This window comes from Ruegeria sp. BC7 (assembly GCF_056539165.1).
Genome location: NZ_JBQFUL010000001.1, coordinates 527,094 through 539,819 on the forward strand (window position 1 = coordinate 527,094; position 12,726 = coordinate 539,819).

General features: G+C 58.4%; 9 protein-coding genes. 6 read left to right on the forward strand and 3 right to left on the reverse strand.

The features are described 5' to 3' along the window. Positions 1-108 precede the first annotated feature (108 nt). The 5 genes from ftsZ (at position 109) to ACR0KS_RS02465 (ending at position 7,273) form a co-directional block, all read left to right on the forward strand. Positions 109-1,719, forward strand: coding sequence for a cell division protein FtsZ (gene ftsZ / locus ACR0KS_RS02445; protein WP_170562279.1), 1,611 nt, complete (start codon positions 109-111; stop codon positions 1,717-1,719). Positions 1,720-1,932: 213 nt separating this feature from the next. Beyond that, positions 1,933-2,853, forward strand: coding sequence for a UDP-3-O-acyl-N-acetylglucosamine deacetylase (gene lpxC, locus ACR0KS_RS02450; protein WP_170562282.1), 921 nt, complete (start codon positions 1,933-1,935; stop codon positions 2,851-2,853). A 127-nt stretch (positions 2,854-2,980) separates the two neighbouring features. Continuing rightward, positions 2,981-3,823, forward strand: a complete 843-nt coding sequence (locus ACR0KS_RS02455) for an outer membrane protein assembly factor BamD (protein WP_170384348.1) — start codon at positions 2,981-2,983, stop codon at positions 3,821-3,823. 35 nt (positions 3,824-3,858) lie between these two features. Then, positions 3,859-5,508 (forward strand): DNA repair protein RecN, encoded by a 1,650-nt coding sequence (recN, locus tag ACR0KS_RS02460; protein WP_170562285.1) that lies wholly within the window; start codon positions 3,859-3,861, stop codon positions 5,506-5,508. A gap of 79 nt (positions 5,509-5,587) precedes the next feature. Next, entirely contained in the window at positions 5,588-7,273 is a 1,686-nt protein-coding gene (locus ACR0KS_RS02465) for a chloride channel protein (protein WP_170562288.1), read from the forward strand. On the opposite strand, the gene ACR0KS_RS02470 is transcribed toward ACR0KS_RS02465, so the two are convergent. Continuing rightward, on the reverse strand, positions 7,270-8,637 hold the full coding sequence (locus ACR0KS_RS02470; protein ID WP_170562291.1) for a DUF3179 domain-containing protein: 1,368 nt from the start codon (positions 8,635-8,637) through the stop codon (positions 7,270-7,272). The genes ACR0KS_RS02465 and ACR0KS_RS02470 overlap by 4 nt on opposite strands. A gap of 561 nt (positions 8,638-9,198) precedes the next feature. On the opposite strand from ACR0KS_RS02470, the gene ACR0KS_RS02475 reads away from it, so the two are divergent. Further along, positions 9,199-10,524, forward strand: coding sequence for an NAD(P)/FAD-dependent oxidoreductase (locus ACR0KS_RS02475; RefSeq protein ID WP_170562294.1), 1,326 nt, complete (start codon positions 9,199-9,201; stop codon positions 10,522-10,524). Here the strand turns inward: ACR0KS_RS02475 and ACR0KS_RS02480 are convergent. Next, positions 10,521-10,862, reverse strand: coding sequence for a DUF427 domain-containing protein (locus ACR0KS_RS02480; protein ID WP_170410943.1), 342 nt, complete (start codon positions 10,860-10,862; stop codon positions 10,521-10,523). The two genes, ACR0KS_RS02475 and ACR0KS_RS02480, sit on opposite strands and share 4 nt — an antisense overlap. Positions 10,863-10,929: 67 nt before the next feature. Continuing rightward, entirely contained in the window at positions 10,930-12,711 is a 1,782-nt protein-coding gene (locus ACR0KS_RS02485) for an aminopeptidase P family protein (RefSeq protein WP_170562297.1), read from the reverse strand. Between the last annotated feature and the right edge of the window lie 15 nt (positions 12,712-12,726).

Genomic DNA, 12,726 nt, shown 5'->3' on the forward strand with positions numbered 1-12,726 from the left:
ATTCCAGCGATTTTTGGCGTGACCTTTGCCGTTTCGGTCGGTAGAATTGTTTAAGGATAGGTAAGAAAAACACCGCTTTGGCGGATCATATAAACAGGCGGACTGAGCATGACATTGAATCTTTCGATGCCCGGGCACGACGAACTGAAGCCTCGGATTACTGTATTTGGCGTTGGCGGTGCAGGCGGTAACGCAGTCAATAACATGATTGAAAAGCAGTTGGATGGCGTGGATTTCGTGGTCGCCAATACCGACGCACAAGCGCTGCAGCAAAGCCATTCTTCGGCTCGGGTACAGTTGGGCGTCAAGGTGACTGAGGGTCTGGGCGCGGGTGCGCGTCCGACCGTAGGCGCAGCCGCCGCCGAAGAAAGCATCGAGCAGATTGTGGATCATCTTGCCGGCGCGCATATGTGCTTCATCACCGCCGGTATGGGTGGTGGCACCGGCACGGGCGCTGCCCCGATCATCGCTCAGGCCGCCCGTGAGTTGGGCGTTCTGACCGTTGGCGTTGTGACCAAACCCTTCCAGTTTGAAGGGGCCAAGCGGATGCGTCAGGCCGAAGACGGCGTTGAGATGCTGCAAAAGGTCGTTGACACGCTGATCATCATTCCGAACCAGAACTTGTTCCGCCTGGCCAATGAAAAGACCACGTTTACCGAGGCGTTCTCGATGGCGGATGACGTTCTGTATCAGGGCGTCAAAGGTGTGACCGACCTGATGGTGCGTCCCGGCCTGATCAATCTCGACTTTGCTGACGTTCGCGCCGTGATGGACGAAATGGGCAAAGCGATGATGGGAACAGGCGAGGCCACCGGCGAGGATCGCGCGGTTCAGGCGGCAGAGAAAGCAATCGCCAACCCGCTGCTGGACGAAATCAGCCTCAAAGGGGCAAAGGGCGTGCTGATCAACATCACCGGTTCGCACGACCTGACCTTGTTCGAACTGGACGAGGCGGCAAACCGCATCCGCGAAGAAGTCGATCCCGAAGCGAACATCATCGTCGGTTCGACGCTGGATACCGCGATGGAAGGCGGCATGCGCGTTTCGGTTGTTGCAACAGGTATCGACGCCAGCGAAAAACACGAAGATGTTCCGGTTGCACGGCGCTCGATGTCCGCCCCGCTGACTCGCACGGTTGCGGCGGAAGAACAGGCTCAGGAAGAAGCCCCCGCCGCCGCAGAAATGGCGGAACCTGCACCTCAGCCCGAAGTGAACCGCGAACCTTCGTTGTTCGAGGCGTCAGATGAGGTTTCGGAGCCGCGATTTGAGCCCCGTGCCGAGCAGGAAGACGATGGCCTTCCCCCTCCGGCCTATCAGCCGCAAGTGGCCGAGTTTGAACCGACCCCTGCACCAGTAGAAGCTGCGCCGGAAAGCTACGTTGCACCTCAGCCCCAACCTGCTGCGGGTACCCCCTCGCCCGAGGCTTTGCAGCGTTTGCAGGCAGCGGTTCAAAACGTTCCCACGTCCGAGCGTGGCCATGCTGCGCCCCATGCGCAAACGCCTCAGTCAGCACCGCAGCCAGAGGCCGACCGGCCCCGGTTCGGGTTCAACCGGCTGATCGACCGGATGACGGGTCACGCCGCTGACACACCGGCTCAACCACCGCGCCAACAGCCCGTCATGCGCCAATCTGACGCTACGGCACCTGCGCAGGATGAGGTCGATCCCGAGCAGGATCGCATCGAAATTCCCGCCTTCTTGCGCCGTCAAGCGAACTGATCGCGGTAACAAAATACGCTGGAAGGGTCGCCGCTTGGCGGCCCTTTCTTGTTTAAAAGCAGGTGTTTAAGGGGGTGTAAGCAGTCTTTTGCCGATCTGTTACACTCATGTTTCATTCAGTTACAAAGAGTGAGTTGAGCCTTTGGTCAGGGTTCCTTAACTGAATGACCAACACGGCCAAAGCAGGCTGGACACCACTCACCGAGGTTCGTTTTGCAACACACGCTCAAATCTCCGATCACGTTTACAGGCGTCGGGCTGCACAGCGGCAAGCCTGCCACGATGGTCCTGAAGCCGGCCGCGGCCGGTCATGGCATCTGGTTCAAACGGACGGATATCGATTTGGGCAATGCATTGATTCCTGCCATCTACGACGTGGTCGAGCGTACGCCGCTATGCACCCGTCTGGTCAACGAAGCGAGTGTGTCCGTATCAACCGTCGAGCATATCATGGCAGCCCTGGCGGGTTGCGGTGTCCATAATGCGCTGATCGAGATTGACGGCCCCGAAGTGCCAATCATGGATGGTTCGTCCATCGAGTTCGTGCGTGGCATCATGGCCAAAGGCGTTCGCCGTCAGGCCAGCCCGGTTTTGGCGTACGAGGTGCTCAAGCCAGTGACCGCAGCCCGAGAAGGGGCCTGTGCCTCGATTGCGCCTGCGGATGGTCTGATCATCGACTTCCACATCGACTTTGAAGACAGCGCCATTGGAAGCCAGACAAAGACTCTGGATATGCGCAACGGCTCGTTTGCACGTGAGCTGAGCGACTGTCGTACGTTCTGCCGTCGAACCGATGTCGAAGCGATGCGCGAGAACGGCCTGGCTCTTGGTGGAACACTTGATAACGCGGTCGTCGTTCAGGGCGAAGAAGTTCTGACCCCAGGCGGGTTCCGTCGGGCAGATGAAGCCGTGCGCCACAAGATGCTTGATGCTCTGGGTGACCTATATCTGGCAGGCGGACCCATCCTGGGTCACTTCACTGGTGACAAGTCGGGCCACGCCATGACCAACACTTTGCTGCGCAAGTTGTTTGAAACGCCGGGTGCCGTGCGTCCGATCCTGTGCACGCCCGAACAGGCAGCGCGTCTGCCGGGGCAGGGTCTTGTCTGGGACGAAATCCCAGAAGTCGCCTGATTGGATCAACTCTGTCGACAATTGCACCTGAGGGCTTACTAAGGCGTTTTGCCCCGCAATTATATGTGCTAAACCAAGGCCAAATCCGGGGTTTGCCCCAATAATCAATACGACAAGGATAGGCGGAATGGTTGGCACCAAAGCGGCAGTCAGATTCGCAGGGGCGATTCTTCTGACAGCAGTTTTGACGGCTTGCGGCGGAAAAGGCGCAGACCGCAATCAGAACCTTGAAGGGTTCACTCCGGAACAGATTTTTACGCGCGGGGAATATGAACTGTCGCAGAATCGTTCGGATGATGCGGCGTGGTACTTCTCGGAAGTTGAGCGTCTGTATCCCTATTCCGATTGGGCCAAGCGCGCGCTGATCATGCAGGCGTTCTCGTACCATTCGGACAAGAATTACGAAGAAAGCCGCGCAGCGGCGCAGCGGTATATCGACTTTTACCCCACGGATGAAGATGCGGCCTATGCCCAGTACTTGCTTGCACTGAGCTACTATGACCAGATTGACGAGGTCGGGCGGGATCAGGGACTGACCTTCCAGGCGCTGCAATCCTTGCGCACGGTCATCGAGGTCTATCCCGATAGTGAGTACGCAACTTCGGCGGTGCTGAAGTTCGATCTGGCCTTTGACCATCTGGCCGGAAAGGAAATGGAGATTGGCCGCTATTACCTGCGCCAAGATCACTATTCCGCAGCCATCAACCGGTTCCGTGTCGTGGTTGAGGATTTCCAGACCACCTCGCATACAGCCGAAGCACTGTATCGTTTGATCGAAGCCTATCTGTCGCTGGGTCTGGTGGACGAAGCACAGTCAGCCGGTGCGATCCTGGGGTATAACTATCAGTCGTCCGAGTGGTATGACGCGGGTTACAAACTGCTCGTCTCGCGTGGGCTTGACCTGAAGAGCCGAGGAAATAATTGGCTCAGCCAGATCTATCGCCAGACGATCAAGGGCGAGTGGTTGTAATCGCCATGACCAAAGGCGTGGGACGCTAAGACCCGATGCTGCGCGCCCTCGATATCCGCGACATGCTGATCATCGACCGGTTGGAACTGATATTCCAGCCGGGTTTGAACGCTCTGACCGGTGAGACGGGTGCAGGAAAATCGATTCTGCTGGATTCCCTTGGCTTTGTTCTCGGGTGGCGTGGCCGGGCCGAGCTGGTGCGGCAGGGTGCTGCGCAGGGTGAAGTTGTGGCTGAATTCCAGCTATCCCCGGACCACCCGGCCCATGCGATTTTGGCGGAGGCCGGGTTGCCTGCCGGAGACGAGTTGATCCTGCGCCGTGTCAACACGGCAGAAGGGCGCAAGACGGCTTGGGTCAATGACCGGCGCTGCTCGGGCGAGGTGCTGCGGGCGTTGTCGGAAACTCTGGTGGAACTTCATGGACAGCATGATGATCGCGGTCTGCTGAACCCGCGTGGCCATAGGGCAATGCTGGATGACTACGCCGGGGCAGGTGATCACCTGGCGGCGGTCCGCACTGCGTGGACCGAAATGTCGCAGGTCCGCAGGGCGTTGGCCGAGACAGAGGCGACACTTGCTGCCATGCGCGCAGAAGAGGAGTTCCTGCGTCACGCCGTTGCCGAGTTGGACGATCTGGACCCACAGCCCGGCGAAGATGCCGAGCTGGATTCCCGACGCCGTATGATGCAGGGGGCCGAACGCATCCGTGACGATGTGGCACGTGCGTTTGATCTGCTGGGTGGCCAGGGGGCAGAGGGCACCATGTCTGACGCCATACGCTGGCTGGAAGGTGTGTCCGACAACGCGGGCGGTCAGTTGGAAGAACCGATCGCGGCGCTAGGACGCGCGCTGATTGAACTGGGCGAGGCGCAGGAAGGGGTCAATGCCTGTCTTCAGGCGCTGGAGTTCAACCCGGCGGAACTGGAGCTGACAGAGGAGCGTCTGTTCGCCATTCGCGCGCTGGCACGCAAGCATGATGTCGCCCCGGACGATTTAGGCGGTTTTGCAGGCACATTGCGCGATCGCTTGGATAGGCTCGAGGCAGGTGACGCCGATCTGGCAGAGCAACGCGCCGCTCTGCAGGCTGCGCAGAAGGGTTATGATGCCGCTGCTGCTGCCCTTGGCGCTGTGCGGCGAAAGGCAGCCGCTGAACTGGACGCAGCGGTTATGGAGGAGCTTGCGCCCTTAAAGATGGAGCGTGCGGTCTTTGTGACTCAGATCAGCTCTGCCGATCCCGGCCCTGACGGAGCCGACGCAGTGGCTTTTACCGTGGCGACCAATCCCGGCGCGCCGTCAGGTCCACTGAACAAGATTGCGTCTGGGGGTGAACTCAGCCGTTTTCTACTTGCGTTGAAGGTTTGTCTTACCGGTGAGGACAGCGCGCGCACCATGATCTTTGATGAAATTGACCGGGGTGTGGGTGGGGCAACCGCTGATGCGGTGGGCCGCCGCTTGGCGTCCTTGGCACATGGTGGGCAGGTCCTTGTCGTAACCCATTCCCCCCAGGTCGCGGCGCGTGCGGCGCATCACTGGCGTGTGCAGAAACATGTGGAGGGCGGGCAGACCCTTTCGACGGTGGTCCCGTTGGCCGATCCTGACCGTGTAGACGAAATCGCCCGCATGGTTGCAGGTGATACCATCACTGACGAGGCACGTGCCGCCGCACGTGCCTTGCTGGACGCGTAGCCGGCAGTCAGCCGCGATCCGCCTTTTATCTGCGCGCTCCGTGGCTTAGTAAGGGGTATGTATTGATCCCCGAGGGCAAATGACCCAGTCAACCCGCACAGTCTTACGCAACCAGCTCAATCAGGCTCTGGCCGCGATCAAGGATGCGTGGCGGGTAATGCTGCGGCGAGGGCCAAGCCAGATCCAGTTTTGGTTTATCGCACTGGCCATCGGTGTTGCTGCGGGTTTCATGGCGCTGGGTTTCCGCAAGGCGATCCGGGGATTGCAAGCCTATGTATACGACACTGACGACATCCTGCTGTTGCACAGCCATGCCGAAAAGCTGCCGTGGTTCGTGATCCTGATAACCCCGATCATCGGAGGTTTGGTCGTAGGGATTATCCTGCACAAGTTCACCGATGACGGCCGCGTCCGATCGGTTGCCGATGTAATCGAAGGTGCTGCGCTGACCAACGGCAGGGTGGAGGGCAAGGCGGGGATTGCGTCGCTGTTTGCCTCGTTGATTACCCTCAGCACGGGCGGCTCTACAGGTCGTGAAGGGCCGGTGGTGCATATGGCTGGGGTGATTTCCACTTGGGTCAGCAATCGTATCCACGCCGACGGCATAACCGGTCGCGATCTGTTGGGGTGCGCTGTGGCCGCCGCAGTCTCGGCCAGCTTTAATTCTCCGATTGCGGGGGCGTTGTTCGCGCTAGAGGTCGTGTTGCGCCATTTCGCTGTTCACGCCTTTGCGCCCATCGTCATTGCCTCGGTCGCGGGGACGGTGATCAACCGATTGGAATATGGCGATGTGACTGAGTTCGTGCTCGAGACGCCCGGTTCATTGCAGTTTTATGTGGAACTGCCCGCCTTCCTGATCCTTGGGCTGATCTGCGGGCTAGTGTCCCTGCTGCTGATGCGCTCGATCTTTTTTGCCGAGGATATCGGGAACCACATTCAGGCGCGGTTGTCTTTGCCGCGTTGGTTGCGACCGGCCGTATCGGGGGCAATGCTCGGACTTCTGGCGATCTGGTTTCCGCACATCATCGGTGTCGGCTACGAAACAACAATCCGCGCCTTGGCCGGTGATCTGGTACTGACCGCAGCCATCCTGTTTGCCGTGATAAAAACGGTCGCGGTGGCGATAACTATGGGCGGGCGCATGGGCGGCGGCGTTTTTTCCCCTTCACTGATGATCGGAGCGTTGACCGGCCTCGCATTTGGCCTGATAGCCACCGGGTTGCTGCCGGATGTCTCGGGGACTCATACTCTGTACGCATTTGCCGGGATGGGGGCTGTGGCGGCTGCGGTGCTGGGTGCGCCGATATCAACCACGTTGATCGTATTCGAGCTGACCGGGGATTGGCAGATCGGCCTTGCCGTTATGGTCTCGGTCTCAATGTCCACTGCATTGGCGTCACGTCTTGTGGATCGGTCGTTCTTCTTGACGCAATTGGAACGGCGCGACGTACACCTGGCAGCCGGGCCGCAAGCCTATCTGTTGGCGATGCTTCGCGCCGGGTCGGTTATGCGTCCCCTCGGCGATGCACGGTCGATTTCCAAGGAAGAAGCGCTGGAGTTGATCGAGCAAGGGCTTTGCGTGCAAGCAAGTGCCACCCTTGAAGCGGCAATGCCGTATTTCGACCGGGTGGACATTCCATGCATACCGGTGGTTATCGTGGATAAGGATGGGTGCGAGAACCCTGTGGGCGCGCTGTATCACGTTGATGCGCTCAAGGCATATAACCGTGCGCTGGCGGCAACGGCGGCCGAGGAACATTCCTAACCCGGATACACGGTTGCTGCGTCCCCTAGATAATTGTCCCATGCGAACCAGTATGAGATGTGTCCGGCCACGCGGGGCAATCGCGTACCATCCTGCCCGATCAGTTCCTCCTCGGTCATAGTCCATTTCTGGCCGTCTTGATCGACCAACACTCTGTCTGACGCAGTGAAGCGATACGATTTGCGTTCATAGGCGCGTACTGAACGTTTGTCTGGATTTCCCACAAGAACCAGCGGACGGTCGGCGATTGCATCGTTGATTACTCGTGTGTTTGTAAACGCATCCAAAGGCCACGCCCGCGCCGCGCCGAATTGACGGATGGTGAAAACGTAGTCCTTCTGCCGATGCTGAGACTGATCGACCTGCGCGGGGAACATCAACTCGGTCGAGGCGAAATACTCGCGGTAAACCACACCTGACCCATAGTTGCGACGATGCCCGGTTTCGAGTGACAGGACTTTGGTGTCGGGGTGCGAGGTCTTCCAGCTTTGCCACGTGGTGATAACGACGGGTCGCTGGTTTAGTTCGATCCCACTGTTGACCAAAGGACCAACGACGGGTCGGCCAGTATACTGGTTCCACAGCGAGTGTGTTTTACGGTCGAACATCAGCTTGTTCGAGCGGTACAGAAAACCCGATGAGCCGAAGACGAACGGTTCTTGCCTCCCTTCCACTTGCGTTTCAAACAGGATGCCAGACCCACAGAGGGTGCAATAGGCAAGCGCGACAGGAACGCCCCCGATCACTTCGTTGAACATTTCGTGCCAACCCATGATCCGCAGAGGATAGGCGCGTTCGTCCCCGTTGATCGAAACGCCGAAGACCAGATCGTCGTCCTTGAGGTAGTCCGCACGCGATGCGGATATCAACGTTGGATTGTCCAGCGAGGGAATGCCATCCTTGCGAACGCCGCCCCAGGCAATTTCTTCAAGCCGAATCTTCATCTTGTCGCGCTGCAAGTACTCGGGGCGCAGAAAATCGTCAAAATTGGGGTCGATCCCTAGCAGAACCTCGCGCTTGAACGGGATCAGCGAAGGGTGTGGGGCCAGTTGCGGGTTCTTTTCTTGCCAAAGCATCCAGTCGAACCAATTAGCGCCGATCGTCTCGCCAGTCAGGTCGCGCATCACTTTCGCAATCTCGCTGCTGCGTTGCCGGCCATAGCGCATCCCGGTCAAAAGGGCCGGAACCACATCGGGATTGCCCCTCTCTGTCAAATACGCCATGCCCCGTTGGAACTCGGAGCTGCTGCCGTAGAGGGTTGATCGCACCGCCTCCAGCACTGGGTCGGTTTGCGACCAAAGCACTTGGGGCAGAACAGTTCCTGCCCCGAACGTTCCCAAAAAACTGCGTCGGGTGATCTGCATGGCGTCCTCCGGTGGTGTGCCTTTCCAGTTTGCTCGGTTTGCTGATCAAATGCATTGAACAGCCGCGTGAGGAAGGCGTGAGGCACAAATCTGGCGCAAGGCTGCAGACCGAGTAATCAAACACGACGCCCGTTGGGAACTGGCTTTGCAGTCCAAAAGCTGGCCACGCGCAAGACCCGCTGGGACTATGCAAAATGCGCCAAAATCCCCGTTTTCTTGACCAAAAGCATGATTTTCCTATAAAGTCCGGCAAAGCTGGACTGATTTTTTAGTATCTAAGCGAGTTCCTTACCAGTTCCCCGATGTCTGGCACCGCGAAAACGCGGACCTACAAACGACTGGACGACGAAAATACGACTTTGCACCAAGGCTCATTTGATTTGGGGGCAATTCATATGTTTTTACTGCGTCTCGCTTATCGGTACTCTTGTCGAACAAGAAGCCTCATTCTTGATCTGCGGCTGTTCGTCTGTGGAATGAGGCGCGGCATCAGTGCGTTCAACAGCAGCCAAAATACCTGTCGATCCGTGCAGCGCAGGGTTTTGAACGCGGGGCTGTGTCATGCGTATTTTTGACGTTGCCTTGGTTGGCGCCGGTCCCGCTGGTTACGCCGCCCTAACCGCCATGCGCGGGTATTCCGGTTCATTGGTCGTTGTCACCGGGGCCGCGACCGAGCCTTTTCAAGGGGCGACCGCCAAGTTTGTCTCGGTCGCCTACGAGCGGCAAGAACCGGCACATCTGGCCGAGCGGACTGCGGTTGTGGGTGATGCACCCCCGATGTTTGCCTCGGCCGAGGTGGGCGGCTTTGCAAATTACTGGGGAAAACAGCTTCAGGTGTATGAAAGCGATGACCCTTGGGGGCGGGGTCCCTTTTTGAAGAATTGGAAAGCCTACGCCGAGGCGTGCAGGGCGCTGCAATCCGATTTTGAAGTGGTTGGCGGTGACCGGCAAGAAAACTTGGAAAACGGCTATGAAAAATGCGCTCCGAGGCTTTTGACCGGAACGAAAGGAGCGCCGGGTTCCGGGTTGCGTGCTATGGCCAACGCCGTAAAGCAACGATTGCACCAAATGTCTGACGTCGAAGTTCGGGCCGGTCGCGTGAACCGTATCGAGTTGGAGCGCGAAACCGTGCGTCTGGAACTGGACGATGGCTCTCAGCTTCGCGCGCGTTGCGTCTTTTTGGCGGCGGGTGTTTTCGGCACGGCTTCGATATTGGCGCGCAGCCTCTCGCATGTTTCTGAAACCGGTTTTAGTGATCATGCGCCTTATACGATCAACTGTCTCAGGCTAGGTCGGGTTCTGGGGTCGCCGCGCAGTTATACAAAGCGGGGAAACTACAACGCGATGACGATTAGGCGGAAAAAGGACGGTCGGTGCGACCTGTTCGCTTCGGTTTACACTGTTTCGCAGGCACCGGTCAGCCTTTTGACAACGCGGTTCGGGTTCGGTCCACGGTTCAGGGGGCGTCGCGTTGGGCGAATGATTGATTTTGTTCAACCCGTGCGGATATGGACCCCGAAAACCCAAGTTCAGCTTCGCTATTTGCCACGGCATGGGCGAATCGAAGCCATTCAGATGCCGAACCTTGATCTGGACGAGGGTTTGCAGGATCTTCTTGGCTGGTTCACGTCACACAAAGTTCGCGGCTCATTGGGCGTGACAGATCCGGGGCAGGGGTTTCACTATCACCGATTGACGATTGGACGGCGGAAAGAACCGGTAGACCAGGTAGTGAAATCTGCATTCAACGGGCGCGTGCGCGCTATTGATGCGTCCTGCCTGCCCGAGATCGGCTGTCCGCCGCATACGTTGACTTCAATGGCGCAGGCATTCGGCCGCGTGCGCCATGACCTTGCCGCATCTAACGCGGTACGAGAGGCGATTTAAATCTGCTCAACCTTAACCGATTCGATTCGGTAAAAGGCGACATGCCCTTTGATTTCAGAGACTTCGGGGATTGGGTCCTCATAGCTCCAAGCGGCGTTTTCGGTAGTCGATGACTTGTTGACGATCGAAAAATGCGTGGCGTCACCCTTGAGCGGGCAATGGGTGAGCTTGTCGGTGCGGTCCAGAAACGCCATAGCGATGTCTGACCGAGGAAAATAGATAACTGGCTCCAGATCACCTTCCAACAACTCCAGTGCATTTGTGCTTTCGCCCAGTACCGCGCCGCCTGATCGAACGCTCCATTTTCCTGGTGCTTTTCGGATTGTGATCTTGGCCATACCTGTTCCTTCCCCTCATCTTTTTTTCCGGGCTTCTCCTCTGCCCGGTGATTGTAACAGCCCGGTGTCAGACCGGCTTGGTTGCGGCATCCAACCACAGTTGCGCCTCTGCGCCCAGCCTTGGCCGGATTTTTTCCGCAACGTCGCGATGATAGTCGTTAAGCCAACCGCGTTCCTCGGCCGTCAGCATGTCGACCACGATCAACCGCCGGTCGATAGGAACATAGGTAAGGGTTCGCCAATTCAGCATTGCGCGCTCGGCATCGCCACCGGGTAGGGCAGGTGCTTCCTGTACGACAACCAAATTTTCGATCCTGATCCCGAACGCTCCTTCACGATAATAGCCCGGTTCGTTCGACAGGATCATACCGGGTTGTAGTGGGACAGAGCTGACGCGAGACAGGCGCTGGGGCCCCTCGTGTACGCTTAGGTACGCCCCGACTCCGTGACCGACGCCATGGTTAAAGTCTTGCCCCGCCGCCCAAAGCGGTGCGCGCGCGATGCACTCAATGTCACGCCCGGCCAAACCGACCGGCCAGCGCAGCATGGACATGTTGATCATGCCCTTCAGCACGCGGGTAAAGCAGGTTTTTTCCTCGACCCCAACATCCCCGATGGCAATGGTTCGAGTGATATCAGTGGTGCCGTCCAAATACTGGCCACCGCTGTCCAAAACCAATATGTGCCCGTCGTTCAGCAGGCTGTCGGTTTCTTCGGTAACCCGGTAGTGCATGATTGCACCGTTGGGTCCGGTTCCGGCGATTGTGTCGAACGAGATGTCCTGCAGTGCGTTGTCCTTGCGCCGGTTTTCTTCCAGCCGGGCTACGACTTGTGTTTCCGTCACTGTGCCGAGGGCTTGCGCATCCAGCCAGCAGAGCGTTTCGACCACGGCTACAGCGTCGCGCAAATGGGCCTCGGCGCTGCCGGCGATCTCGGCAGGGTTCTTACAGGCTTTGGGCAGGGCGCATGGATCGCCGCCGTCCACCATCCGGTCTTGCAACACATCTGCCACGGCCTGAGGCAATGTGCCCAGATCGACCTGTATCTTGCCCTCAAGCGTGGCGAGACTGTCCAAGAATGCGTTTGGTTCGTGGACAGCCACCTGATCGCCCAGAGGAATGACTAGTTTTTCCTTGGCCATGAACAAGTCCACTGACCCATCTACGTGCAAAATTGCAAAACCGTGGGCAACGGGATTGTACCCGATGTCAGAACCGCGAATGTTCAACAGCCACATGATCGAGTCCGGCAGCGTGATCACAGCGGCCGAGCATCCTGCCTCGCGCAAATCCTTGGCAAGACGCGTGATTTTACTCTCTGCGGTTTCACCTGCGAATTCCAAAGGATGCTCTTTGACCGGGTTTAGCGGCGGTTCCGGTTGGTCCTTCCAAATGCGGTCGACCAGATTGGGGCTGCGCACCAGCTCGATGCCGCTGCCGGACAACTCTTTCAGAGCGCCAGAGATTTGACCGGCCGCATGCAGCCAGGGGTCAAAGCCCACTTTCCCGCCATTTGGCAGTTGTTCCTTCAACCACGCACTCAAGCCGACTTCGGGCCACGGTACCGGGGCGTAGCCGGACGCAACCTGTGCCTTGACCTGCGTGCGGTAGCGCCCGTCCACAAACACCCCTGCGACATCGGTCAGGGCGGCGCAAAATCCGGCCGACCCGGTAAAACCGGTCAGCCATGCCAGACGCTCATCCCTCTGGGCGACGTACTCACCCTGATGCGCGTCTGCACGTGGGATCAGAAAGCCATCCAACCCCTCGCGCGCCATCTCGGTTCGTAGTGCAGCCAGCCTCGGCGGGCCTTGTTCCGGACGAGCGGTCACGGCAAAGGATTGAAACATGTCTCACCTCGTTCA

What these genes read in the sequence shown, in the direction of transcription:
- ACR0KS_RS02470 (WP_170562291.1), bottom strand. Translation starts at nt 8,637, where the DNA reads ATGCAGATCACCCGACGCAGTTTTTTGGGAACGTTCGGGGCAGGAACT.
- ftsZ (WP_170562279.1), top strand. Translation starts at nt 109, where the DNA reads ATGACATTGAATCTTTCGATGCCCGGGCACGACGAACTGAAGCCTCGG.
- ACR0KS_RS02465 (WP_170562288.1), top strand. Translation starts at nt 5,588, where the DNA reads ATGACCCAGTCAACCCGCACAGTCTTACGCAACCAGCTCAATCAGGCT.
- recN (WP_170562285.1), top strand. Translation starts at nt 3,859, where the DNA reads ATGCTGCGCGCCCTCGATATCCGCGACATGCTGATCATCGACCGGTTG.
- ACR0KS_RS02480 (WP_170410943.1), bottom strand. Translation starts at nt 10,862, where the DNA reads ATGGCCAAGATCACAATCCGAAAAGCACCAGGAAAATGGAGCGTTCGA.
- ACR0KS_RS02485 (WP_170562297.1), bottom strand. Translation starts at nt 12,711, where the DNA reads ATGTTTCAATCCTTTGCCGTGACCGCTCGTCCGGAACAAGGCCCGCCG.
- ACR0KS_RS02475 (WP_170562294.1), top strand. Translation starts at nt 9,199, where the DNA reads ATGCGTATTTTTGACGTTGCCTTGGTTGGCGCCGGTCCCGCTGGTTAC.
- ACR0KS_RS02455 (WP_170384348.1), top strand. Translation starts at nt 2,981, where the DNA reads ATGGTTGGCACCAAAGCGGCAGTCAGATTCGCAGGGGCGATTCTTCTG.